Origin of the sequence: Actinosynnema sp. NPDC053489 (genome assembly GCF_044544865.1) — a bacterium.
Lineage (GTDB): Bacteria > Actinomycetota > Actinomycetes > Mycobacteriales > Pseudonocardiaceae > Actinosynnema.
Genome location: NZ_JBITXT010000005.1, coordinates 166645 through 190111, shown reverse-complemented (window position 1 = coordinate 190111; position 23467 = coordinate 166645). Strand labels below are relative to the sequence as shown.

The following is a 23467-nucleotide window of genomic DNA, read 5'->3' as shown; positions in this document are numbered from 1 at the left end:
AACGCGCCATTAACCGCGCCGGCGTCTCAGCGGCGGCGAACGGGTCAACGGACACCGCCGAACCGGGCACCCGACGGCCCGCCGCGCCGCCCAGGGGCGCGCGACCCTTAGCACCAACGCGACGATTTCTCACCACACCGGTCGAAGTTGTGCCCGAACCGTGCTTCGGTTGGGCGAACCGCCCGAAACGGCGCCCACCGGCCCGGCCGGCGGGGTCGGCGCGCCGGCACCGCGGCCCGCGCGCCGACCCCGCGCACCAAGATCGACAACTGCCGCGCCGAACCGTCGAACGGGTTTTCCCCGGACCGTCGAACGCGAATGCGAGCAGTCACGAACAAACGGTTCACGCGGTGAATCGTCCACCCAAATCGGACATAACCCCGCAAAGGGCGGAACCCCGTCCGGACACGTCGAAGTGCCACCCGACCGGGCCGCGGGGGGTGGAATCGGTCATTTCAACGGAGGACCCGCACGATCGGCTCGGCGGCGTCACCGCCGGCGCCGAGGAACGACGCCAGTTCCCGCCCTTCCCCGACCACGGCGGCGTGCTCGGCCGGGGAGAGGCGGCGCAGCGGGGTGACCGCCACCGCACCCGCCTCTGCGCCCGTTCCGGCGCCCGTCTTGGCGCCCGTCTTGGCGCCGGTCTTGGCGGTGGTCCACGTGGCGGCGACCCGACCGTCCACCAGCACCACGCGCTCGCCGGCGACCGACAGGCCGCGGTGGGCGTGGTCGACCACCCGGTCCCGGTCGTGGTAGCCCAGGATCGCGTTGTCGAACGCGGGCAGGAACCGCACCGGCGCGGGCGTGTCGGGGTCGGGACGCGGCGCGTCGGGCAGGTCCAGCAGCTCCCGGCCGTGCTCGTCGCGGAACGCCACCAGCCCGTCCCGGATCGCGGCCACCGCGCGGGGCAGGCCCGCGAGGCCGCACCACGCGCGCAGGTCCGCCACCGTCGCGGGGCCGAACGCGGCCAGGTAGCGCAGGGCCAGCGCCCGGCCGACCGGGTCGGCGCCCTCCGGTGCGGGCGGGTCGACCTCGCGCCCCAGCCACGACGCGACGCGGACGTACCGCGCGCCCGCCTTGACGCGCCACAGCCCGCGCGGCGGCACCTGCACGACCGGGACGAGCGCGGCGACCGCTACCTCGCCCAGCGCCCGCGGCCCGGTGGCGGGCCAGTGCGCGGCGAGCACCCGGCCCAGGTCGGCCATCGTGCGGGGCTCGTCGTCGGCGAGCACCTCCCGTGCCGCCGCCGCGAGGTCGTCCAGGTCCACCCCGGCGAACTCGCGGCGGTAGGCCCCGAGCGCCCGCTGGCGCAGCATGGCGTCGTGCCGCGACCGCCAGGCCAGGGCGTCGTCGGCGGTGACGAGGTGGATGGTGCGGCGCATGAGGTGGGTGCGCACCACGCGCCGCGCGGTCAGCAGGCCGTCGAGGGCGGTCGGGTCGAACGCGCGCAACCGCGACCAGAGCCCGACGAACGGTTCCTGCGGTTCCTGCGCCTGCATCCCGCCCAGGCGCGCCACCGCGTCGAGCACCGGCAGGTCGGCGCGGTCGAGCAGGGACTGCCGGGCGAGCGTCGCGCGGTTGAGCGCCCTGGTGTCCAGCACTGCCATCGTGGTCGGTCCCCGTTCCGCGCCGGGTCAGCCCCGGTGCCCGCTGACGACGTCCAGGACCCAGACGACGCCGAACCGGTCCCGCAGCATCCCGTAGGCGGGAGCCCACCCCGCCGGGCCGAGCGGGACCACGACGGTCGCGCCCTCGGAGAGGCCCTGCCAGTAGCCGGTGACCTCCTCGACGGACTCGCCGCGCACGGAGACGAAGAACGGGTTCTCGCCCCGGTCGTACGCCAGCCGCGACGGCACGTCGTAGGCCATCACGTGGAAGCCGTTCCCGGCGAGCACCTGGCCCCACATCACGTGGTCGGCCCCGGGATCGCCGGAGGCGTCCCCGGCGTCGGCGTAGGTGACGACGGCGAGGTCGCCGCCGAACACGGAGCGGTAGAACTCCAGCGCCGCTCGGGCGTCGCCGCGGAAGTTCAGGTGGGTGGTGGTGGTGACGGACAAGGTCGCTCCTCGGTCGGACCCGGTGTTCGGTACCCGACCACGGTCGCAGGGGAAGAGGACAGGTTGTGTCCTCTTCTTCAGGGCAGGATGGCGACCATGCCGAAGACCTCAGCACGGCTGCTGGCACTGCTGTCGCTGCTGCACGCGCGCCGGGACTGGCCGGGCGCCGCGCTGGCACGGCGGCTGGAGGTCAGCCCTCGCACGGTGCGCCGCGACGTCGACCGGCTGCGGGAGCTGGGCTATCCGATCGTGACCACCAAGGGCCCGGACGGCGGCTACCGGCTCGGTCCCGGCTCGCAACTGCCACCGCTGCTGTTCGACGACGAGCAGGCCGTCGCGCTGGCCGTGGGCCTCCAGCTCGCCGCCGGTGCCGGCGCCGGGGTCGAGGAGGCCGCGGCGCGGGCGCTGGCCACCGTCCGGCAGGTGCTGCCCGCCCGGCTGCGCCACCGCGTCGACACCCTGCGGGTCACCGCCGTGGAGCGGTCCGCGCCACCACCGCTCGACAGCGGGGTGCTGGTGGCGATCAGCGGCGCCGTCCACGCCCGGGAGGTGCTGCGCTTCGACTACGCCGCCCCCGCGGCCGCCGCCACCGCGCCGCGCCGGGCCGAGCCGCACCACCTCGTCACCCGGGGCGGTCGCTGGTACCTCGTCGCCTGGGACCTTGACCGGGGCGACTGGCGCACGTTCCGCGCCGACCGGATCAGCCCGCGCAGCCCCAACGGACCGCGCTTCGCGCCGCGTGACGTGCCAGGCGGGGACGTGGCGGCCTTCGTCGCGGGCAGGTTCGCGGGCCTCGACGGCACGGGCGACTGGCCGTGCCGCGGCGAGGTGGTCCTCCACCTGCCCGTGACCGAGGTCGCGCCGTTCGCGCAGGACGGGATCGCCGAGGCGCTCGGCCCGGACCGCTGCCGGCTCGTCCTGGGCTCGTGGTCGTGGCCCGCCCTGGCCGCCGCCATCGGCAGGTTCGACGCCCCGGTCGAGGTGGTCGGCCCGACCGAGCTGCGGGACGCCTTCGCGCACCTGGCCCGCCGCTTCGCCGCCGCGGCCGGCCGGTCGCGGTGACCGGACCACCGCGGCGCATTCCCGCCGGCGACCGTCCACGCCGGACGCCGAGACTGGCCGCGTGAGAACGGAAACCCCAGCGCACCACCGCATCGAACCGGGCATCCTGTACTTCGGCACGCCGGTCGTGCTGATCTCCAGCGAGAACGAGGACGGGACGACCAACCTCGCGCCGATCTCCTCGGCGTTCTGGCTCGGCTGGCGGGCCGTGCTCGGCCTGGGCACGAAGTCGCAGACCGCCCGCAACCTCCGGCGCACCGGCGAGGCGGTGCTCAACCTGCCGTCGGACGACCTGGCCCCGGCGGTGGACCGGCTGGCGCTGACGACCGGCGTGGACCCGGTGCCGCCGAGCAAGGTCCGGCGCGGCTACACCCACGTCGCGGACAAGTTCGGCCGCGCCGGCCTCACCCCGGTCCCGTCGGAGACGGTGACCCCGCCGCGGGTGGCCGAGTGCCCGGTGGCGCTGGAGGTGGTGGTCGAGGCCGCGCACCCGATCGCGGAGGCCGACGAGGGGCTGCGCGGCGGGGTCGTCGCGTTCGAGGCCCGCGTGCTGCGCGTGTTCGCGCACGACGGCATCCGGGCCGACGCGGCCGACCACGTCGACCCGGACGCCTGGCGACCGCTGATCATGAGCTTCCAGCGGTTCTACGGCCTGGGGCCGCAGGTGCACCCCTCGGCGCTGGCCGGCATCCCGGAGCACCTCTACCGGGGACCGGACATCGACCGGGCCCGCTCGGCTCCCGTGAAGGCGTGACCGGCGAGGCCGACCCACCCGGCCGGACGGGAGCCGGAACGTCCGGGCACCTGTCCGGTCGATTGTCCGGGCGGTTCCGGGCGGCGTACGGTCACGATCGTCCGTCGAACCGGTTCGACGTCCGCTCCGGGGGCGTGAACGCCGTCCGTGCGCCTCGCCGGGGCGCGTCGAGCGGGGAGGGGGAGCGACCATGGCCCGCGTGCTCGTCCTGACGGCCGACGCCGCCGAGGAGCTCGACTCGATGTACCCGGTCTTCCGGCTGCGCGAGGGCGGTCACGAGGCGGTCGTCGCCGCGCCGACCACCCGCCCGGTGAAGCTGGTGGTGCACGACTTCGAGCCCGGCTGGGACTCCTACACCGAGAAACCCGGCCACCTGCTGCCCGTGGACCTGCCCTTCGCCGAGGTCGACCCCGGCGAGTACGACGGGCTGGTGATCCCGGGCGGACGCGCGCCGGAGTACATCCGCACGGACCCCGACGTGGCCCGGGTCGTCCGCCACTTCTTCGACCGCGGGCTGCCGGTCGGCACGATCTGCCACGGGCCCCAGGTGCCCGCCGCACTGGGCCTGCTGCGCGGGCGCTCCACCGCCGCCTTCCCACCGCTGAGGGCGGACGTCGAGCTGGCCGGCGCGACCTTCGTGGACGGACCGGACGTGGTCGACGGCGCGATGGTGTCCTGCCGCGGCTGGCCGGACCTCCCGCTGTGGTCGCGCGCGTTCCTGGGCGTGCTGGAGCGGTCGCGCGTTCCCGCCTGACGCCCGGCGACAGCGACGTCAACGCCGACACCGCGGCATGGATCCGCGCGTCAGGCGACCAGGCCGTGTCGATGGGCGTAGACGACGACCTGCACCCGGTCGCGCAGGTCGAGCTTGGTGAGGATGCGGGACACGTACGTCTTGACGGTCTCGTGGCTGAGCACGAGCGCGGCGGCGATCTCGCCGTTGGACAGGCCGTCGGCGATGAGGCGCACCACCTCCAGCTCGCGCGGGGTCAGCGGCCCGCCGTCCGCCGCGCCCGGCACGGGCCGGATCCGCTCGGCGTACCGGCCGACGAGCCGGCGGGTCACCTCCGGCGCGAGCAGCGCCCACCCGGTCGCGACCGTGCGGATGCCGTGCAGCAGTTGCGCGGGCGGCGCGTCCTTGAGCAGGAACCCGCTGGCGCCCGCGCGCAGCGCCTCGTACACGTACTCGTCCAGGTTGAACGTCGTCACGACGAGCACCTTGACGGGGTTCGCCACCCCCGTCCCGGCCAGCAGGCGGGTCGCCTCGATGCCGTCGAGCACCGGCATCCGGACGTCCATCACCACCACGTCCGGCCGCAGCCGCGCGGCCAGCTCGACCGCGGCCCGCCCGTCACCGCACTCGCCCACCACCTCCAGGTCGGGCTGCGCGTCGATGATCGTGGCGAAGCCGGTGCGCACCAGCGCCTGGTCGTCGCACACCAGCACCCGCACCGGCGCGGTCACGACGGGCTCCCGACCGGGATGCGGGCGCGCACCACGAAACCGCCGTCCCGCCCGCCCGCGCTGAACTCGCCGCCGAGCACGCCCACCCGGTCGCGCAGCCCCGCGAGCCCCCGCCCGCCGCCGGGTGACGCCGCCGTCGCACCACCGCCCTCGGTGCCGACCTCCACCACAATCTCGCTCTCGCCGTGCCGCACGAGCACCGTGGTCGGCCTGCCGTGCGCGTGCTTGAGCGCGTTCGTCAGCGCCTCCTGGACCACCCGGTAGGCCACCATCCTCGCGCTCCCCGGCGGCGGCACGCCCTCCTCGGTGAACTCGACGGGCTGCCCGGCCCGCCTCGTCCGCTCCACCAACCCGCTCAGCTCGCCGACGGACGGGGTGCGCGGGTCGGCGTCGTGGTCGGGGTTGAGCAGGTCCAGCAGGTGCCGCAGGTCGGCGATGGACCGGCGGCCGGTGTCGGTGATCGCGGCCAGCGCCCGGTCGAGCCGCTCCGGCGCGCCGCCCAGGTACCGCGCCGCCTCCGCCTGCACGACCATCGCCGTCACGTGGTGCGTCACCACGTCGTGCAGCTCGCGGGCGATGCGGGTGCGTTCCGCCTGCCGGGTCGCCTCGGCCACGTGGCGGCGGTGCTCCGCCTCGGCGGCCCGCGACAACCGCAACCACGCGCCCAGCGCCCACGCGGCGGCCAGCGCCAGGTAGAACGTCACGAACCCGGCCACGCCCTCGGTGGACCCGCCCCGGTCGAGCGCCACGGCCAGCGGCACGTACGCCGCCGTGGCCAGCACGGCGGTCGCCCGGCGGTGGTGGTCCAGGTGCAGGCCCGTGCTGAGCAGCGCCAGCGGCAGGGCGGTGCCCGCCACGGTGTGGTAGGCGAGGAGCTGGTCGGCCGCGAACCCCGCGGCCACCACCGCCAGCGTCACGAGCGGCCACCGCCTGCGCACGACCAGCGGCAGGCACTCCAGCGCGATCACGACGGCGGCGAGGGCGTCCGCCGGGCGGGTCGGGAGGTCGCCGAGCTGCGTGCCCCGGTTCTCCAGCGCCGGCACCAGCGAGGCGAGCGCCAGCAGCAGCGCGAGCGGGGTGTCCCGGACCGTGACGTCCCGGCGTCGCCAGAGGTCCGGGACCTGCCGGAGGCCGATCACCCGGCGAGCGTAGCCGCGGGGGCGGAGCGGCGGCGCGGGGGCACCAGGTTGCCGCGCCGCTTGGCCAGCCACAGGAACGCGACCGTCACCACCAGACCCGCCAGCACGGAGAACGCGCTCGCCTCCGGACCGAACCCGCCGCCGCTCAACGGGACCGGGCCCGACGTCACGCCGTCCAGCAGGCCCCGCGGGGCGTCCTGGCCGGAGACGCTGGTGCCGAAGATGCCGCCCTGGGCGAAGTTCCAGCCGAAGTGCACGCCGATGGGCAGCCAGAGCGTGCGCGTGGCGGCGTAGGCGGCGGCGAGCAGGAACCCCGCCTCGACCGCGATGGCGGTCCCGCTCCACAGCGTGGCGTTGTCGTTGAACAGGTGCGCCGCGCCGAACAGCACGCCGCTGACCATCAGCGCGGCCCACGTGCCGATGCGCTGCTCCACGATGCGGAAGAGGACCCCCCGGAACAGCAGCTCCTCCGTGACGACGGCGGCCACCGTGACCCCGAGCAGCGCCGCCGCGCCCGCCGGCGACCCCCAGCCCAGCACCTCGTAGCCGCCGAGGGACGCGATGGTCGCGATGACCGCGGCGAACATGCCGAGGCCCACCAGCAGCCCCCGCCCGAACGCGGGTGCCGCCCCGGCCACGGCCACCTCGACGGGCTCGCGGCGCTCGGTCCGCCGCACCACCCACGCGTACACCCACAGCGACAGCACCGCCGTCGCGAACCCGCCGACCAGCGTGAGGGGCACGTTCCACCCCGCCGCGCCGACCACCGCACTGCCGGCGAAGGCGACCAGCGCCACCGCCCCGAACTGCGCCAACAACCGCATGACCGATCCTCCGCGACCCGTCCGCGGCCGGTGTGCCGCGGGTGCCCCGAACGCTAGGGACCGGACGGCCCGGAATCGTCACCGCGCGGTGGACATCCGCGGGTAGCTCGCACGGGGGACAAGCCCCGGCACTACGGGTAGTAGACGGCGTAGAGCGCGTACGTGCCCGACCCGTCGGGACGGCACTCGTAGTCCCACCAGCCCTCGTCACCCTGGCGCACCGCGCCGGCCACCACGCAGTCGTCCAGCGACGGGTAGCTCGCGACGTACCGCGTGCGGCCCCCGGCGGCCTGGGCGGGTGCGCCGACGACGACCGCCACCACCGCGGCGAGCACGACGGCGAGCTTCACGCGCGGCACCCGGTCACACCCCGTTGGCGAAGTAGAACCACGCGAACACCCGCGGCTGGCAGACCTGGCCCGAGCTGCGGACGTCCTGCTGCCGGTCGGCCTCGCACTGCTCGAACACGTCGTAGGGCCCGACCCACTCGCCGATCTCCGTGGCGGAGGCCGGAACGGCCACGCCACCCACCACCACGGCCACCGCCGTCACGAAACCCAGCAGGACACCACGCATGCGCGCCTCCTCCTCGGACCACGTGCCCCCACCGTGCCGGCACGGCTCGCCCGCCGTCGACAGGCGACCCCCGAGTGGCCGATGCGGCATGCCGATCCCCGCGGCGGCCGGCCCCTGCCCGGCCGCGGAACGATCGTCCGCCGAGCGCGAGAGCCGGGACGGGGGCAAAGGCACGTCCAGGCGCCCTGGAATCGCGTCCGCGACCTCGTGCGGCGGGCACGACCGCCTCGCCCTCGGCGGGCCGCGTGGAGCGCTGCGGCGGACCCGTCCGCTGCTCACCGCGCCGGCGTTGCCGCTGCTCAGGAACCCCGCGCCACCCTCCCAGAGGTTGCCGAACCTCCTCGGGAATGGGGTGGAATTCCCGCCGACCGCGACCGCGGGCACGGCCCGGGACGGGGAATCAACCGGCCGGGCGAGGCGTTCGACCGGACGTGAAGAACATCGGTTTCCTGTCCTTCGGCCACTGGTCCGAGACGCCGCACTCGCAGACGAGGACGGCCTCGGACGCGCTCCTGCAGGCGGTCGACCTGGCGGTGGCGGCGGAGGAGCTGGGCGCGGACGGCGCGTACTTCCGGGTGCACCACTTCGCCAGGCAGCTGACCGCCCCGTTCCCCCTGCTGGCCGCGATCGGGGCCAGGACCGAGCGCATCGAGATCGGCACGGGCGTGATCGACATGCGCTACGAGAACCCGATGTACATGGCGGAGGACGCGGGCGCGGCCGACCTCATCGCGGGCGGCAGGCTCCAGCTCGGCATCTCGCGGGGATCGCCGGAGCAGGTGATCGACGGGTGGCGGTACTTCGGCTACCGGCCGAGTGAGGGCGACACGGACGCCGACATGGCCCGCCGGCACGCCGAGGTGCTGCTGAAGGTGCTGGAGGGCGAGGGCTTCGCCCAGCCCAACCCGCACCCGATGTTCCCGAACCCGCCGGGCCTGCTGCGCCTCGAACCGCACTCGGAGGGACTGCGCGACCGCATCTGGTGGGGCGCGGGCTCCAACGCCACGGCCGTCTGGGCCGCCGAGCAGGGCATGAACCTGATGAGCTCGACGCTGAAGAACGACGAGGGCGGCGCGCCGTTCCACGTGCAGCAGGCCGAGCAGATCCGGGCGTTCCGCAAGGCGTGGACGGAGGCCGGGTGGCAGCGCGAGCCGCGCGTGTCCGTCTCGCGCAGCATCTTCGCGCTCACCTCGGACCTGGACCACGCGTACTTCGGGTCGGACGGCGACAGCACCGACAAGATCGGCTACATCGACGCCGACACCAAGGCGATCTTCGGCCGCACCTACGCCGCCGAACCGGACGTCCTGGTCGAGCAGCTGGCGGGCGACGAGGCCATCGCCGAGGCGGACACCCTGCTGCTGACCGTGCCCAACCAGCTCGGCGTCGACTACAACGCCCACGTCCTGGAGAGCATCCTGACCCACGTCGCGCCGGCCCTCGGCTGGCGCTGACGCGCGTCGCTCAGCCCGTCGCCGCCGATCCGGGGCGGCGCCGGTCGGACGGTCCCGCCGCGGTGCGCCACCAGCGGCGGGACGCCAGCCCGGCCAGCGCCGCCCCGACGGCGTTGAGCAGCACGTCGTCCACGGAGCTGACCCGGTCGAGCCGCAGGGCGTACTGCGCGAACTCGACCAGGACCGAGCAGGCCGCCCCGAGCGCCAGGACCCGCGGCACGGACGCCAGCGCCGCGAACCGCACGGGGCCGAAGAACCCCAGCGCGGCGAAGATCAGCAGGTTGGCGACGATCCCGAGCGCACCCATCGACACCAGGTCGCGCAGGGGCACGAGGCTGACCCGACCGGGGACGACCCCCGCGCCCTCCCCCGGCGTCATGGTCAGCCACGCGGTCGGCACCGTCCCGTAGACCATGCCCACCTCCGCCAGCGACACCCGCCACGCCGACGCGACGCCGCGGGCACGCCGCACCCGCGCGACGGCCCAGGCCGCCAGCAGTGCCAACGGGATCCCGGCCAGCGTCACGAGCACCACGCCGTTCACCGTGTCGAAGCAACCGTGCCACCGCCCGGCCGCGCACGCCGGGGCGGACATCATCAGGGGCCGGCGCAGCACGAACAGCACGGCCGCCACGCCGAGGACCGCCAGGCCGATCGACAGCGTCCTGCGGGTGCCACGCCTCGCCACCGGGGATTGGGTCGTCATGCCCACCAGTGGACTCGACGGATCGTTGCGGTGGCGTATGCGGTTCCGCATACGCCCGCGATAGGTGGCCCGGCGGGCGGGCTCACCACGGGAGCACCCCGGACTCGTCCTGGAACGTCCCGGTCGGCCCGTCGACGTCGAGGGTGGCCAACCGCACGACGACCCGGGCGCTCTCCCGCGGCGGCCTGCCGATCCCGAAGGCCGCCGTCATGTCGGTGGCGGTGGGGCCGGGCTCGACCGCGTTGAACTTGATGCCCGGCTGGGACTTGGCGTACTGGACGGTGAGCATGGTGGCCGCCGCCTTGGACGCGGAGTACAGCGCGAGCGACAGGTGGTACTCGGGTCGCTCCGGGTTGTTCACCGCCCAGAACGACCCGGCGCTGCTCGACACGGTGACCACGGTGGGGTTGGCGGACCTGCGCAGCAGCGGGATGGCCGCCTCGGTGACGCGCACGACGCCCACCGCGTTGGTGTCGAAGACGCGCAGCGCCGCCGGTCCGTCGACCGGCCCGTGCCCGAGGACGCCCGCGTTGTGCACCAGGACGTCCAGGCGACCCTCGGCCTCGTCGATCGCCGCCAGCGCGCCGGCCACCGACGCGTCGTCGGTCACGTCCAGCCGCACGAACCGCGCGCCCAGCGCCGCGGCGGCCTCCTCGCCGCGCTCGACGTCGCGCGCGCCGACGTAGACGACGTGGCCCAGCTCCAGGAGCTGCCGGGCCGTCTCGAAGCCGATGCCCTTGTTCGCCCCGGTGATCAGTGTGACGGTCATGGTTCTCCTCGTGAAATAGCCGGTCCGAGCGGACTGTTGTGGACGGTATGCGCAGCTGCCCGCCCCACCCAGAGCCCTGTTCAGCCCGGGGTGTGACAGGACCCCCTCTGCCCGTCCCGCGGCGGCGGGGCGCCGGGTCGTGAGCGCGCCGAAGAACGCCCTCGGCGCGTTCCTGCGGGCCCGGCGCGGCCTGGTGACGCCCGGGCAGGCCGGCATCCCCGACACCGGGGTGCGGCGCGTGCCGGGCCTGCGGCGCGAGGAGGTCGCCATGCTGGCCGGCATCAGCGCCGACTACTACCTGCGGCTGGAACGGGGCCGCGACCGCAACCCGTCGGTGCAGGTGCTGGAGTCGATCGCCCGCGTGCTGCGGTTGGACGACGAGCACCTCGCGCACCTGCTGACCCTGGTCTCGGAGGGCCCGCCGCGCCGCAGGCCGCACTGGGAGGCCCCGCCGGAGGGCGCGCTCAAGCTGCTCGACTCCCTCGTCCACCCCGCCTTCATCGAGAACCGGTACTTCGACGTCCTGGCCTCGAACGCGCTCGCCAGGGCGGTCTCGCCACGCCTCGTCGCGGGGCGCAACCAGCTCAGGGACCTGTTCCTGGAGCCCGCCGAACAGGCGCTGCACCCGGACTGGGCGACCGTCACCGAGTGCTTCATCGCGAACCTCCGCCAGGCCGCGGGCAAGGACGTCGACGACCCCCGCTTCCTCGCGCTCACCGGCGAGCTGTCCGCGGCGAGCACCCGCTTCCGGGCGCTGTGGGCGCGCCACGAGGTCCGCGGCCAGCGCGGCACCCCGCTGCGGCTCGCCCACCCGCGGGTGGGCGAGCTGACGGTGAACCGGGAACGCCTCGCCATCAGCGGGACCGAGGGCTTGATGCTCGTCGTGTACCACCCGGACGCCGGCTCGGTCGACGCGGACAAGCTGGCCCTGCTCGCCTCCGCGGACCTGCCGACCCCCGACGCGCGCCGCCCGGCCGCGCTCGCGTGACCGGTTAACTCGATTGCGGCGTGCCGGCCGCTGTTCCACGATGCGGGCGGAGTCGGACGAGAGCGGAGGACGGAACATGGTGGAGCACACCTACCGGGTCATGGTGCGCGGCAGGTTCACCGACCTGGACGACGCCGGGCGGGCCCGGCTGCTGGCCGAGGTCGACCGGCACGGTGTGCTGACCAACGGCTTCTCGGAGCAGGGCGCGCTGTCCTACGACAAGTCGCTGGACTTCTTCAGCTTCCGCGTGCAACTGCGCGCCGAGGTGGAGGCGACCGACCGGGCCGTGCGCGACCGCGCCCTGGCCCTGGCGTCGCGCGCGGTCGAGGAGTTCGGCGTGGACTTCCGCGACATGCGCGCCTCCGCCACCGACATGGATTTGGTGAAGGTCCGCCGACCGCGGTGAACCGCCGGCCGGGCGCCCCGCGGGGGCGAGGCGTCCGGCCGACAGCGGGGCTCATCCGACAGCGGGCTCATCCCACAGCGGGCTCACCGGGGCTGGACGCCGAACAACCGCCCGGATGCCGTTGCCCGCCACGAGGACGGCGTCCGGCCCGGCCGCCGCCACCTCCGTGCGGACCCACTGCGCCAGCGCCTCCGGCGTGATCAGCTCCTGGTCGCTCGGCAACCCGCACGGCCCGTGCCGCACCACCTCGAAGCCGTGCTCGGCGAAGTACCGCGCCCCGAGCCCGGACAGGTCGTCGTCGAACCACGACGGGTCGACGATCGCGACGCGGCGGGCGCCCGGCGCCTCGAACCCCGCCACCGCGGCCTTCGCGGTGCCGGTGACCGGCAAGCCGCGCGCGTACCCGGCCGGCCGGTCGAACAGGTCCTTCTCCCCCGCCGCGCCGAGCACGTACGCGGAGCTGGTGAACCCGAACGCGATCACGTCGAGCGGCGCGGCGGCGAGCAGCTCGACGGCCGTGTCGACGTGCGGCGGCTCGACGAACGCGCGGACCGGCGCGTGCGGGATCTTCGGGTCCATCACGCCCCCGGCGCGCATCGCTCCGAAGTGGACGCGCGAGCCGTGGACGACCACGTCCCGCGGTGCCAGGGCCTGCATCTCGGACTCCGGACCGACGTCGGCGTGGGGCACGACCACGCCGATCCGGGCGCGCGCACCCCAACCGTCCGGAGCGGCGGTCGGTTCGGCCATCGTGAGGTCCTCCTCCCGGACGGGGGCGGTCACGGTCGCCCACTCGGCGAAGCGGTCGAAGGCGGACTCCGGGACGGGGACGACCTTGGGCGTCCCGGTGGAGCCGGACGTGGTGAACACGACCTCGGTCCGGCGGGGGTCGACGGGCTCGAAGCCCTCGGGCGCGGGCCCGTCGACCGCCGCGGCCACCGGCCGGCCTCCGGGGTCCGCGGTGAGCACGTGCGAGCATCGCGCCTGCGCGCAGACGGTCCGCAGGGCCTCCGGGCCCAATCCGGACGACGGCACGAGGACGCTGGTGCCCGCGGTGAAGCAGGCGATCAGCAACGCGACGGTTTCGACCGACTTGTGCGCGGGGACGCACACCGGCCGGTCGGGGGTCACGCCGAGCGCGGCCAGGTCGGCCGCGTACCGCTCGGCGAGCCCGGACAACTCCCCGTACGTCAGCTCCCGGTCCGGGCCGACCAGCGCGACCGACCGGGACCGGTTCACCGCGTGGTCGGCGAGGTGACCGGGCAAACGCGACGAAGGCACGATTCCTCCTCGGAGCAAGCTGTGCCGCGGAAGTAGGACTGCCTGAGCGACGGACCGGCGCGAAGGGCGCCGAAGGTCGACGTGCCCGCTGAAGCGGCAAGGGTTCGCCCCGGCTGATCTCTCAGCGGTCCCGACCGTCCTGTCGCTGCGGCCGCAAGTCAACGGCCGACCAGATGTACGGTCAAGCAACTACCGTCGGTCCGGTTCGGGGTGGGCGGCCCGGCGGCGGGTCCGGCCGGGAACCGGGTCAGATCGCGCTGCGGATCGCCTGGACGAGCCGGGCCAGCTCCTGGTCCGCGCCGGCGGTGTTGAGCGCCGAGCTGAGCACCTCGGCGTAGGTGGCCCGGGCCGCCGTGTGCAGCTGCCTGCCCTCGTCGGTGATGACGGCGTAGACGCCCCGCTTGTCGTCCGGGCAGAGGTCCCGGCGGGCGAAGCCGAGGGCGTCCAACCGCGCGAGCAGGCGCGTCACCGAGCTCTGGCCCAGGCCGATCCGGTCGGCCAGCTCCTGCATCCGCCACTCGCCCGCGGGGGACTTCGACAGCTCGGCCAGGGCCCGGTACTCCGACAGGCCGACGCCGTGGCGGCGCTGCATGGCCTGCGCGAGTTGGCGCTCGACCAGGACGTGCAGGGTCAGGACCCGGCTCCAGGCGGCCTGGTCGGAGGCCGCCTCGGTGGCCTGGCGTGGTGCGGCGCCCATCTCGTCACCTGCGCTTCCGATCGGGCAGCGGGTCCATGAGTGAGCAACATTCTATCCCCAGACCGGCCGGTCGAGGGGCTAAGCCTGCTGGTACGCCCCCGTGACCTGACTCGGCTCGACCGGTTACTGCCGGTTTTTTCTATGTGCGTGCATGTACTGTCCGTCATCACCGCTCAGCGGGGTCATAGGTACTGCCTGGTAGAAACCTCTTGATCGCCCTTCACGGTGATCTGTCCGACCGGAGAGTTGACAAGAGCATGCACATGCATGCAAATTCTGTGCACCAACCCTCGTGTGGATCGGGAGAGGAGACATAAACCCACCCGAGGTCGTCGTCTACTTCGACTACGTGTGCCCCTACTGCCTGCTCGCGGAGGACGCCGTCAAGACGGCCGCCGCCGATGCGGGGGCGACGGTCACGTGGCGGCCCTACGAGCTGCGGCCCCACCCGAACCCGACCCTGCGGCCGGAGGACGAGTACCTGCCCCGCGTCTGGCGGAGCTCGGTCCACCCGATGGCCGAGCGGCTCGGGGTGCCGGTCAAGTTGCCAACCGTGTCACCGCAGCCCTGCACGCACCTGCCGTTCGAGGGCGCGCTGTTCGCCGAGGAGCACGGACGGGCCGAGGAGTACCACGGCGCGGTGCTGCGGGCGTTCTTCCAGCGGGACCTGGACATCGGGCGGCCGGAGGTGCTCCGGGACCTCGCCGCCGAGGTGGGGCTGGACGCCGGGGAGTTCGCCGACGCGCCGGCCGAGCGCCGGTACGAGCGGCGGCACGGGCCAGGGTCGCCGAGGCCCTGGCGGCGGGCGTGCGGGCCGTCCCGACCATCGACATCGGCTCGCACCGCATCGAGGGCGTGCCGAACCCCGACGAACTGCGCGAAGCGCTGAGCTAGGAAGGAAGCGACATGCACTGGGTCTACCTGGCGATCGCCACCGTGTTCGAGATCGCCTTCGCGCTGTGCGCCAACGCGGCCAAGGGCTTCACCCGCCTGTGGCCCTCGGTCCTCACCCTCGTCATCGGCGCGCTCGGCACGTTCTTCCTGAGCCTGGCGCTCATCACGCTGGACGTCGGCGTGGGCTACGCGATCTGGACCGGCCTGGGCTCCGTCGGCATCGTGCTGCTCGGCGCGCTGCTGTTCAAGGAGCGCCTGGACTGGCGCAAGGCCCTCGGCATCGCCGTCGTCATCATCGGCGTGGTGGGGCTGGAACTGTCCGGCGCGGCCGTCTGACGACGGACCCGCCCAAGACCTGGCACGCGGACCATCGCAAAGGGAGCACACGAGATGACCACCTCGACCCGACCCGGCACCACCCGGCACGAGGACACCACGACCACCACCGCGAGCCGCCGCGCATGGATCACCCTGCTGCTGGCCGGCCTCGTCGAGATCGGCTACGCGGTCAGCGTGGGCGGCAGCAAGGGGTTCACCGACCTCGGTTGGTCGATCGCCGCCGGCGTGTTCTTCTTCCTCACCGTGTTCACGCTCAGCCTGGCGCTGAAGAACATCGACGTCGGCATCGGCTACGCCGTCTGGACCGGTATCGGCTCCTCCGGCGCGGCGGTCGTCAGCGCGTTCCTGCTGGACCAGCCGCTCACCCCGGTGCGGGTGCTCTGGCTGGCGGTGATCATCGGCGGGGTCGTGTGGCTGAAGCTGGCCTCCGGCCCCGGGCACGCGTCGGGCGGGGCGTGATGACCGCCCCGGACGTCGACCGGGTCACCGCCCACCTGCGGGACGCCGTCGCCCACGGCTTCGACTACCGCGCCTCCTACCGCGCCCTGGACCGCTCCGGCCGGACCACCGAGCGGTGCGAGGTGGAGGGCGCGCTGGACCCGTTCACGGCCTGGGCCCGCCGGTCGGGCCGACCGAGGGTGGGGCGCGGCGACCACGCCGTGCCCCACCGCCCTCCCGCCGGAACGCGCCTCCCCGCTACCGGGTCGGGCACACCTCGATGAACTCCGCGCCGGGCAGGTGCCGTGCCCACTCGTCGGTGGTGAGGGTGCGACGGGCGGTCGCGCACAGCGCCGCCGGGAGGTCCCGCGCGGCACGGACGTCCCAGAACCGGATGGCACCCACGGTGCGGTCCACGCCACATCGGCGCCGGGCGCTGCGACGGAGGGTCCCGGGCGCGGCCGGCCCGCGTCCACCGCGACCTCGGCGGTGTTCCCGAGGCCCCGCCGCCCGACGGGGCGGGGCTGTCACCGCGAGAGCCGGACGTCCACGTGGCCCGCGCACGGGGGCTGCTCGACGGGCCGTGAGGCCGTTCAGGGCAGCCTGGGGTCGACGTGCACCTTCGGGCCCGGCCCCGCGCCCCCGACCGGCTCCCCGGCCAGCACCGCGCCCACCCCGGCCAGCCCGACGGTCGCGGCCACGAGCGGTCGGGGGTCCACCGTCCCGGCGGCGTAGGCGGCGATCGTGTCGTCCAGGCCCGGTGAGGCCGACAGGACGCCGACCGCGGTGACGTCCTTGAGCGCCACCGCGCGGGTGTCCACCCGGCTCGGGCTGCCGGCCAGTCCGATGTAGACCACGCGGCCGGCGGGTTCGACCACGTCGAGCGCCAGCGCCGGCAGGTGGGCGGCGTTGGAGGCCTCGACCACCGCGTCGAACGGCAGGTCGGGCAGCGCGGCCTCGGTCCAGGTGTGCTCGAACCCGAGGTCGCGGGCGAAGGCGAGCGACTCGTCGGTGCGGCCCATCAGGTGCACCTCCGCGCCGGCGGCCCGCAGGAACATCGCCGTCAGCAGCCCGATCGTGCCCGGCCCCAGCACCAGCGCCCGGTCGCCGGGCCCCGCGTCGGCGGCCCGGGCGGCGCGCAGCGCGTTGCCACCCGGCTCGACCAGCGCGCCGAGCACCGCGTCGACCGGGTCCGGCAGCGCGTGCAGCGACCAGGCGGGGACGGCGACCTTCTCGGCCAGCGCGCCGGGCCGGCCGTCGCGGATGCCGACCTCCTGCCGGCGCTCGCAGACGTGCTGCCGGCCGCGCAGGCAGCGGCGGCACGTGCGGTCGCCCAGCATGGTGTCGCCCATGACGCGGCGGCCGAGCCAGGACGGGTCGACGCCCTCGCCGACGGCGGAGACCGTGCCCGCCCACTCGTGGCCCAACCGCATCGGGTACGAGCTGTGCCCCTCGTGCAGGTAGGCCATCTCGCCGGTGAAGAACTCGACGTCCGTGCCGCACACGCCGACCCGTTCGACGTCCACGACCACCTCACCGGGCGTGGCGGCGGGCACCGGCACCTCCCGCACCGCGCACTCGCCCGGGCCGGTCAGCACGAACGCCCGCATCCCGGCCGCGCTCACCGCGTCCCGCCGAGGTCACCGAGGGCGTCGCGGATCTCGGCCACGGCGTCGACCAGGGGCCGCAACGGCGTGCGGCAGGCCACCGCGCTGACGCTCGACGCGCCCGACGGCGCGGTGGGCGACCCGGCGGGCACGGGCAGCGCGAGGCAGGTCACGCCGGGCTCGTTCTCCCCGTCGTCGGTCGTGCAGCCGCGCTCCCGGACCCGCGCCAGGTTTCGGTGCGGCTCGTCGGCCGTGCGGCGGGTGCGCGGGGTGCGGCGGTCCAGGCCCGCCGCGCCGACCCACGCCACGACGTCGTCGCGGGTCGGCAGGCGGTGGGTCGGCAGCGGCGTGCCGACGGCGGTGGAGCGCGCGGGGTTGCGCCCGCCGACGGTCGAGGTCGGCCGCGCGGCGCCCGACGGCGGGTCGACCTTCGCCCGGTGGACGACCTCGCGGCCGTCGAGCACCGCGTGGTGCGCGGTCTCCCCGAACCGGTGGGCCGGCACCTCCAGCACCGGGCGCGCGCGGACGTGGTCCGGGCGCGCCTCGTGGTGGGCGAACGCCGTGCGGAGGAACTCGTCGCCGAGCAGGTGCCGGCCGCGCGCGTCCTGGTCGACGAGACCGGCGCGGCGCGGCGACCCCGGCGCCCGGGTGCACCGTCGGCCGGGGGCTGCCGACCACCTGGGACACGTCCCCGCTTTCGGACGCTGTCCGTTCCGCCGACAGGTGGTTACCGTTCATCGCGTTCCACAAGTTAGACCATCGTGTCGGCAGTCGGAAGGCGGTCGGACGTGACGCTCCGGAGCGCGCAGTGGTACGCCGGCGACGGCCGCAACGCCTACATCCACCGCGCGTGGATGCGGCGGGGCGTGCCCGACGACGCCTTCGAGCGCCCCCAGATCGCCATCGCCAACACCGCCTCCGACCTGACGCCGTGCAACGCGCACCTGGGCGAGGTCGCCGCGTCGGTGAAGAACGGCATCTACGAGGCGGGCGGCATCCCGCTGGAGCTGCCGGTGGTGTCGCTGGGCGAGACGCAGGTCCGCCCCACCGCGATGCTGTGGCGCAACCTGGCCGCGATGGCCACCGAGGAGATGCTGCGGGCCAACCCGATCGACGGCGTGGTGCTGCTGGGCGGGTGCGACAAGACGATCCCGTCCCTGCTCATGGCCGCCGCCTCGGTCGACCTGCCCGCCGTGGTCGTGCCCGGCGGCCCGATGCTGACCGGCACCTTCCGGGGCGTGCCCCTGGGGTGCGGCACCGACGTGTGGCGGCTGTCGGAGGAGGTCCGCGCGGGCACGCTGGCCAACCGGGACTTCCTCCGGTCGGAGTCGGCGATGATCCGCAGCCGGGGCCACTGCAACACCATGGGCACCGCCTCCACCATGGCGCTGGTGGCCGAGGCGCTGGGCGTCGTCGTGCCCGGCGTGGCGGGCACCCCGGCGCCCGACAGCCGCCTGCTCGAAGCCGCGCACGGCACCGGCCGGCTCGCCGTGGAGCTGGTCGCCGCCGACCGCAGGCCCGGCACGTTCCTCACCGAGGCGTCCTTCCACAACGCCATCGTGGCCCTCGCCGCGATCGGCGGCTCGACCAACGCCGTCGTGCACCTGCTGGCCATCGCCGGCCGCCTCGGCGTCGACCTGACCCTGGACGACTTCGACCGCGTCGGGGCGGACGTGCCGGTGCTGGTCGACCTGCTGCCGGCGGGCCGGTTCCTGATGGAGGACCTCCACCGCGCCGGCGGCCTGCTCGCCGTGCTGCGCGAGGTCCGCGACCTGCTCGACCCCGACGCGCTGACGGTGACCGGCCGACCGCTCGTGGAGTACCTGGACGACGCCCCGATCTGGGACCCGGAGGTCATCCGCCCCCGCACCGCGCCGCTGGTCGAGCACGGCGGCATCGCGGTGCTGCGCGGCAACCTCGCCCCGGACGGCGCGCTGGTCAAGCCGGCCGCCGCCTCACCCCACCTGCTCCGGCACCGCGGGCGGGCCGTCGTGTTCGACAGCGTCGAGGACTTCCACGCGCGCATCGACGACCCCGACCTGGACGTGGACGCCGACTCCGTGCTCGTGCTGCGCGGCTGCGGCCCGAAGGGCTACCCCGGCATGCCCGAGGTGGCGAACATGCCGTTGCCGAAGAAGCTGCTGGAACAGGGCGTGCGGGACATGGTCCGGGTCTGCGACGGCCGCATGTCCGGCACCGCCTACGGCACCGTCGTCCTGCATGTCGCCCCGGAGGCCGCCGCGGGCGGTCCGCTCGCCCTGGTGCGCACCGGTGACGTGATCAGCCTGGACGTCGTGGCGCGGCGCATCGACGTGGAGGTGCCCGACGAGGAGCTGGCCGCCCGCGCGCCCCGGGACGCAGGCTTCGCCGCACCCCGCCGGGGCTGGGAGCGCCTCTACGTCGACCACGTGCTCCAGGCCGACACGGGCGCCGACCTGGACTTCCTGCTGGGCTCCAGCGGGTCGCGGGTCAGCCGCGACTCCCACTGACCGGGACTCCCGCCGACCGCAGCCCACCGACCGCAGCCCACCGGCCGGGGCTCCTACTGACCGCGGCTTCCACCCGACCGGGGCTCCCACCGACCGCGATTCCACCGACCGCGGCCCCGCCGGCCGGGTCGGTCACAGCCAGCCGTTGTCCTCGGCGACCCGGACCGCCTCGGCCCGCGTGCGCGCACCGGTCTTGCCGATCGCCGCGGACAGGTGGTTGCGGACCGTGCCCTCCGACAGGTGCAGAGCCCTGGCCACGTCGGCGACCGTGCCGCCGTCGCGCGCGCAGGCCAGCACGTCCCGCTCCCGGTCGGTCAGCGGGCTGCGCCCGTGGGCCAGCGACTCGGCCGCCAGCACCGGGTCGACCACGCGCAGCCCGGCGTGCGCCCGCCGCACCGCGTCCACCAGGTGCTCCGGCGGCGCGTCCTTGACCACGAACCCCACCGCGCCGGCGGCCATCGCCCGCGCCAGGTAGCCGGGCCGGCCGAACGTCGTGCACACGATCACCCGGCACGACGGCAGCGCGGCGTGCAGCAGCGCGGCGGCCGACAGCCCGTCCAGGCCGGGCATCTGCACGTCGAGCAGCGCCACGTCCGGCGTGGTCCGGCGGGCGGCGGGCACCACCTCGTCACCCGCGCTGACCTGCGCCACCACCTCGATGTCCGGTTCCAGGCCGAGCATGGCGGCGAACGCGCCGCGCACCAGCGCCTGGTCGTCGGCCAACAGCACCCTGATCACGCGACCTCCGCCCGCAGCCGGTACCCGCCGCTCTCCAGCGGTCCGGCCTCCACCGTGCCACCCACCTCGGCCAGCCGGTCGGCCAGGCCCGCCAACCCCGTGCCGGGCACGCCCGTGCCGCGCCCCCGGCCGTCGTCGCGCACCTCCAGCCACGTGTCGCCCAGCCGCACCTCGCACCGGGTGGCCGCCGAGTGCCGCAGCACGTTCGTGACCCCCTCCCGCAGCACGTACCCGAACACCCGTTGCAGGTCGGGGTTCACGTTGTCCACGGCGTGCGGCAGGTCAGCCTCGATGCCGGCCGCGCGCAACGCGGCGCGCGCGCCGACCACCTCCGCGGACAGCGACACCTCCCGGTACCCGGACACGGTCGCCCGCACGTCGCCGAGCGCCTGCCGGGTCAGGGTCTCGATGTCGCGGACCTCGTCGTGCGCCCGGGCGGTGTCGTCGTTCTCCAGCAGCCGCCGGGCGAGCCCGGCCTTGAGCGTGATGGTGGTGAGGCTGTGCCCGAGGACGTCGTGCAGGTCGCGGGCCAGCCGGTTGCGCTCCTCGACCACGGCCAGCGCGGCGATCTCCTCCTGCGCCCGCCGCAGCGCCTGGTTGGCCCGCAGCATCCGCCCCATCGCACCCATGCCCAGCGTCACCGACAGCACCGTCCCGAGCTGTGCCGCGTCGTCGGGCAGCTCACCGGTCACCGCCATCGCGACGGCCAGGCCCACCAGCACGGCGCCGTCGACGACCAGCGCGCGCCGGCTCGGCAGGTTCACCGCCGTGGTCGACATCACGTAGATCATCAGCGTGGCCGCGTCCAGGCCCAGCACCGCGACCGTCGCCAGGCCCAGCACGGTCAGGGCCACGCAGGCGGCGGTGCGGCGGTCGTCGTGCGCCTCCCACCGCCACAGCACCAGCGGCAGGAACAGCCACCCGACGGAGTAGACCGCCAGCAGCGAGATGCCCAGCGCCTTCCGCGCGGCGGGGCCGTCCTCGACCGCCGTCTCGTACATCGCCTGCGGCACGAAGAGCAGCACGAACACCGAGCCGAACAGCAGCCACTTCACCCCGTCGCGCATGTCGCCAACCTAGGTGTCAGGCCCGGCCGGCGCGGAAGCGGCGGGCCGCGACGAGCGCCAGCACCAGCACCCAGGCGCCGACCACCAGCAGCGCGTGCCCCACCTCGGTGCCCGGCACGAGCGGCGCCTGCGCCAGCTGCTTGGCCCAGTAGGTCGGCAGCACCTCCATCACCGCGCGCAGCCAGCCCGGGGCCACGTCGGCCGGGATCCAGATCCCGCCCAGCAGGCCGAACAGCATGGACGACGCGGCGGTGACCGCTTGCATCCCGTCCGGGCTGGCCACCAGCCCGATGACGATGCCGATCAGCACGAACGGGACGGCCGCCAGCCACAGCGCCGCCAGCACCGCGACCCACTGCCCCGGCTCCAGCCGGACGCCCTCGACCACCGCGCCGACGAGGCTGACCAGCAGCACCGCCGGCAGCGCGACGAGCATCCCCAGCACGCCCTTGGTCAGCACGTAGCCGGTGCTCGACAGCGGGGTCAGCCGCAGTTGCCGCTGCCAGCCCGACCCGCGCTCCACCGCGATCCGCGCGCCGGTGGCCAGCGGCCCGGACATCACGCCGAACAGGGCTATGTTCATCATCAGCGACGTCACCACCGGCAGGCCGTTGGGGAACGTCTCGCCCTTGCCGCCGTAGAGGTTCACGAACAGCAGCATCATCACCGTCGGCAGGACCACGGTGAAGATCAGGTACCGGCCGTTGCGGACGGCGCGGAGCAGTTCCAGCACCAAGAAGCGGGTGTTCACCGGTGGTCATCTCCAGTCAGGGCGAGGAACGCGTCCTCCAGGCCGAGGGCGGTGATCTCGATGTCGTGGGCCGCCGGGTGGGCGGCCAGCAGCGCGCGCAGCGCCGCGTCGGAGTCGGAGCAGGTCAGCACGGCCTGGTCGGCGCGCAGCTCGGCGGAGCGCACGCCGGGGTACCCGGCCAGCTCGGCCTGCCGCGCGCCCGGCACCACCGCGCGGATGGTGCGGCCGGACACCGTGGCCCGCACCCGCGCGACGGAGCCGTCGGCGACGACCCGCCCGGAGCGCATCAGCACCACCCGGTCGGCGAAGTCCTGCGCCTCCTCCAGGTAGTGGGTGGCGAACAGCACGGTGCGCCCGGTGGAGGTGTAGTCGCGCATCGACTGCCAGAACTGGCGGCGCGTCTCCACGTCCATCGCCACGGTCGGCTCGTCCAGCACCAGCAGGTCCGGGTCGCACACCAGGGCGAGCGCGAACCGCACCCGCTGCTTCTGGCCGCCGGACAGCTTGGTGCAGCGGCGGTCGGCCAGGTCGGCGATCCCCGCCCGGTCGAGCACCTCGGCCACGGGCAGCGGCCGGCGGTGCAGCGCGGCGATGAGGCCGACGGTCTCGGCGACCGTGGCGTCGTCCAGCAGCGCGCCGCTCTGCAGCATCGCGCCGACCACGCCCTCGGCCACCGCCTGGCGCGGCGTGCGGCCGAACACGGTCACCTCGCCGCGGTCCGGTGTGGACAGGCCGAGCAGCATGTCGACCGTCGTGGACTTGCCCGCGCCGTTGGGGCCGAGCAGGGCGACGACCTCGCCGGGCGACACCGTCAGGTCGACCCCGTCGACCGCCCGGACCTCGCCGAACGCCTTGTGCAGGTCGCGCATCGCCAGTGCGGCTCCGGCGCGGACGGCTGTTGCGTGCGTCATGGGTAGAGCTTGCGGTCCCGGCCGGACCGGGCCGGGTTCCAACCGTCACGACCGCG

The 23467-nt window shown here is 74.8% G+C and carries 29 protein-coding genes; 11 read left to right on the top strand and 18 right to left on the bottom strand.

Annotated elements, in window-relative coordinates; genetic code table 11:
• Positions 1-455 precede the first annotated feature (455 nt).
• Both ACIGNX_RS13255 and ACIGNX_RS13250 read right to left on the bottom strand, forming a co-directional pair.
• Entirely contained in the window at positions 456-1607 is a 1152-nt protein-coding gene (locus ACIGNX_RS13255; RefSeq protein WP_396539533.1) for a winged helix DNA-binding domain-containing protein, read from the bottom strand.
• A 27-nt stretch (positions 1608-1634) separates the two neighbouring features.
• Positions 1635-2057: a VOC family protein gene (locus tag ACIGNX_RS13250; protein ID WP_396539531.1), complete on the bottom strand. Its 423-nt coding sequence runs from the start codon at positions 2055-2057 to the stop codon at positions 1635-1637.
• Positions 2058-2153: 96 nt separating this feature from the next.
• On the opposite strand from ACIGNX_RS13250, the gene ACIGNX_RS13245 reads away from it, so the two are divergent.
• The 3 genes from ACIGNX_RS13245 to ACIGNX_RS13235 all read left to right on the top strand — a co-directional run bounded on the left by ACIGNX_RS13245 (position 2154) and on the right by ACIGNX_RS13235 (position 4627).
• Complete coding sequence (locus tag ACIGNX_RS13245) at positions 2154-3119, top strand: helix-turn-helix transcriptional regulator (RefSeq protein ID WP_396539529.1); 966 nt, start codon at positions 2154-2156, stop codon at positions 3117-3119.
• 61 nt (positions 3120-3180) lie between these two features.
• Positions 3181-3873, top strand: a complete 693-nt coding sequence (locus ACIGNX_RS13240; protein WP_396539528.1) for a flavin reductase family protein — start codon at positions 3181-3183, stop codon at positions 3871-3873.
• 190 nt (positions 3874-4063) lie between these two features.
• The gene (locus tag ACIGNX_RS13235) at positions 4064-4627 is read left to right on the top strand and encodes a DJ-1/PfpI family protein (RefSeq protein WP_396539526.1); all 564 of its coding nucleotides are present in this window, start codon (positions 4064-4066) and stop codon (positions 4625-4627) included.
• 50 nt (positions 4628-4677) lie between these two features.
• On the opposite strand, the gene ACIGNX_RS13230 is transcribed toward ACIGNX_RS13235, so the two are convergent.
• The 5 genes from ACIGNX_RS13230 to ACIGNX_RS13210 form a co-directional block, all read right to left on the bottom strand.
• Positions 4678-5337, bottom strand: a complete 660-nt coding sequence (locus ACIGNX_RS13230) for a response regulator (RefSeq protein ID WP_396539524.1) — start codon at positions 5335-5337, stop codon at positions 4678-4680.
• A complete protein-coding gene (locus tag ACIGNX_RS13225; protein ID WP_396539522.1) occupies positions 5334-6476 on the bottom strand; it encodes a sensor histidine kinase in 1143 nt (380 codons plus the stop codon). The genes ACIGNX_RS13230 and ACIGNX_RS13225 overlap by 4 nt, the downstream gene beginning before the upstream one ends.
• Positions 6473-7300, bottom strand: a complete 828-nt coding sequence (locus tag ACIGNX_RS13220; RefSeq protein WP_396539520.1) for a lysostaphin resistance A-like protein — start codon at positions 7298-7300, stop codon at positions 6473-6475. The genes ACIGNX_RS13225 and ACIGNX_RS13220 overlap by 4 nt, the downstream gene beginning before the upstream one ends.
• Positions 7301-7431: 131 nt before the next feature.
• Positions 7432-7659: a hypothetical protein gene (locus ACIGNX_RS13215; RefSeq protein WP_396539518.1), complete on the bottom strand. Its 228-nt coding sequence runs from the start codon at positions 7657-7659 to the stop codon at positions 7432-7434.
• Between the two features lie 4 nt (positions 7660-7663).
• Positions 7664-7876, bottom strand: coding sequence for a hypothetical protein (locus ACIGNX_RS13210; RefSeq protein WP_396539516.1), 213 nt, complete (start codon positions 7874-7876; stop codon positions 7664-7666).
• Positions 7877-8307: 431 nt separating this feature from the next.
• Here ACIGNX_RS13210 and ACIGNX_RS13205 point away from each other — a divergent pair, with 431 nt between their 5' ends.
• Positions 8308-9330 carry an LLM class flavin-dependent oxidoreductase gene (locus tag ACIGNX_RS13205; RefSeq protein WP_396539514.1) on the top strand — a complete coding sequence of 341 codons (1023 nt, stop codon included), beginning with the start codon at positions 8308-8310 and terminating at the stop codon, positions 9328-9330.
• Positions 9331-9340: 10 nt separating this feature from the next.
• On the opposite strand, the gene ACIGNX_RS13200 is transcribed toward ACIGNX_RS13205, so the two are convergent.
• Positions 9341-10036 (bottom strand): VanZ family protein, encoded by a 696-nt coding sequence (locus tag ACIGNX_RS13200; RefSeq protein WP_396539512.1) that lies wholly within the window; start codon positions 10034-10036, stop codon positions 9341-9343.
• A gap of 82 nt (positions 10037-10118) precedes the next feature.
• Positions 10119-10805, bottom strand: a complete 687-nt coding sequence (locus tag ACIGNX_RS13195) for an SDR family NAD(P)-dependent oxidoreductase (RefSeq protein ID WP_396539510.1) — start codon at positions 10803-10805, stop codon at positions 10119-10121.
• A 139-nt stretch (positions 10806-10944) separates the two neighbouring features.
• Here ACIGNX_RS13195 and ACIGNX_RS13190 point away from each other — a divergent pair, with 139 nt between their 5' ends.
• Positions 10945-11793: a helix-turn-helix domain-containing protein gene (locus tag ACIGNX_RS13190; protein ID WP_396539508.1), complete on the top strand. Its 849-nt coding sequence runs from the start codon at positions 10945-10947 to the stop codon at positions 11791-11793.
• 76 nt (positions 11794-11869) lie between these two features.
• Positions 11870-12199, top strand: coding sequence for a DUF6204 family protein (locus ACIGNX_RS13185; protein WP_396539506.1), 330 nt, complete (start codon positions 11870-11872; stop codon positions 12197-12199).
• A 51-nt stretch (positions 12200-12250) separates the two neighbouring features.
• Here the strand turns inward: ACIGNX_RS13185 and ACIGNX_RS13180 are convergent, their stop codons facing one another.
• On the bottom strand, positions 12251-13480 hold the full coding sequence (locus ACIGNX_RS13180) for an AMP-binding protein (protein ID WP_396539504.1): 1230 nt from the start codon (positions 13478-13480) through the stop codon (positions 12251-12253).
• Between the two features lie 247 nt (positions 13481-13727).
• Entirely contained in the window at positions 13728-14177 is a 450-nt protein-coding gene (locus tag ACIGNX_RS13175; RefSeq protein WP_396539502.1) for a MarR family winged helix-turn-helix transcriptional regulator, read from the bottom strand.
• A 292-nt stretch (positions 14178-14469) separates the two neighbouring features.
• On the opposite strand from ACIGNX_RS13175, the gene ACIGNX_RS13170 reads away from it, so the two are divergent.
• Genes ACIGNX_RS13170 through ACIGNX_RS13155 form a run of 4 tightly spaced genes read left to right on the top strand, consistent with a single transcriptional unit; the run spans position 14470 to position 16132 of the window.
• Positions 14470-15066 carry a DsbA family protein gene (locus tag ACIGNX_RS13170; protein ID WP_396539500.1) on the top strand — a complete coding sequence of 199 codons (597 nt, stop codon included), beginning with the start codon at positions 14470-14472 and terminating at the stop codon, positions 15064-15066.
• 17 nt (positions 15067-15083) lie between these two features.
• Positions 15084-15407 carry a DMT family transporter gene (locus tag ACIGNX_RS13165; protein ID WP_396539498.1) on the top strand — a complete coding sequence of 108 codons (324 nt, stop codon included), beginning with the start codon at positions 15084-15086 and terminating at the stop codon, positions 15405-15407.
• Positions 15408-15461: 54 nt separating this feature from the next.
• Positions 15462-15869, top strand: coding sequence for a DMT family transporter (locus ACIGNX_RS13160; RefSeq protein WP_396539496.1), 408 nt, complete (start codon positions 15462-15464; stop codon positions 15867-15869).
• Positions 15869-16132 carry a hypothetical protein gene (locus ACIGNX_RS13155; protein ID WP_396539494.1) on the top strand — a complete coding sequence of 88 codons (264 nt, stop codon included), beginning with the start codon at positions 15869-15871 and terminating at the stop codon, positions 16130-16132. Before ACIGNX_RS13160 ends, ACIGNX_RS13155 begins: the two co-directional genes overlap by 1 nt.
• Here ACIGNX_RS13155 and ACIGNX_RS13150 read toward each other — a convergent pair.
• From ACIGNX_RS13150 to ACIGNX_RS13140, 3 genes are all read right to left on the bottom strand, one after another.
• On the bottom strand, positions 16107-16265 hold the full coding sequence (locus tag ACIGNX_RS13150; protein WP_396539492.1) for a hypothetical protein: 159 nt from the start codon (positions 16263-16265) through the stop codon (positions 16107-16109). The genes ACIGNX_RS13155 and ACIGNX_RS13150 overlap by 26 nt on opposite strands.
• A 176-nt stretch (positions 16266-16441) precedes the next feature.
• Positions 16442-17458: a zinc-binding dehydrogenase gene (locus ACIGNX_RS13145; protein ID WP_396540132.1), complete on the bottom strand. Its 1017-nt coding sequence runs from the start codon at positions 17456-17458 to the stop codon at positions 16442-16444.
• Positions 17459-17469: 11 nt separating this feature from the next.
• Positions 17470-17958 (bottom strand): IclR family transcriptional regulator C-terminal domain-containing protein, encoded by a 489-nt coding sequence (locus ACIGNX_RS13140; RefSeq protein ID WP_396539490.1) that lies wholly within the window; start codon positions 17956-17958, stop codon positions 17470-17472.
• A gap of 285 nt (positions 17959-18243) precedes the next feature.
• Here ACIGNX_RS13140 and ACIGNX_RS13135 point away from each other — a divergent pair, with 285 nt between their 5' ends.
• Positions 18244-19944 carry an IlvD/Edd family dehydratase gene (locus ACIGNX_RS13135; protein WP_396539488.1) on the top strand — a complete coding sequence of 567 codons (1701 nt, stop codon included), beginning with the start codon at positions 18244-18246 and terminating at the stop codon, positions 19942-19944.
• Positions 19945-20076: 132 nt separating this feature from the next.
• Here the strand turns inward: ACIGNX_RS13135 and ACIGNX_RS13130 are convergent, their stop codons facing one another.
• The 4 genes from ACIGNX_RS13130 to ACIGNX_RS13115 are packed head-to-tail and all read right to left on the bottom strand — an operon-like array spanning position 20077 to position 23411.
• A complete protein-coding gene (locus ACIGNX_RS13130) occupies positions 20077-20682 on the bottom strand; it encodes a response regulator (protein WP_396539487.1) in 606 nt (201 codons plus the stop codon).
• Positions 20679-21749: a sensor histidine kinase gene (locus tag ACIGNX_RS13125; protein ID WP_396539485.1), complete on the bottom strand. Its 1071-nt coding sequence runs from the start codon at positions 21747-21749 to the stop codon at positions 20679-20681. Before ACIGNX_RS13125 ends, ACIGNX_RS13130 begins: the two co-directional genes overlap by 4 nt.
• Positions 21750-21765: 16 nt before the next feature.
• Positions 21766-22500: an ABC transporter permease gene (locus ACIGNX_RS13120; protein ID WP_396539483.1), complete on the bottom strand. Its 735-nt coding sequence runs from the start codon at positions 22498-22500 to the stop codon at positions 21766-21768.
• The gene (locus ACIGNX_RS13115) at positions 22497-23411 is read right to left on the bottom strand and encodes an ABC transporter ATP-binding protein (RefSeq protein WP_396539481.1); all 915 of its coding nucleotides are present in this window, start codon (positions 23409-23411) and stop codon (positions 22497-22499) included. The genes ACIGNX_RS13120 and ACIGNX_RS13115 overlap by 4 nt, the downstream gene beginning before the upstream one ends.
• Positions 23412-23467 lie beyond the last annotated feature (56 nt).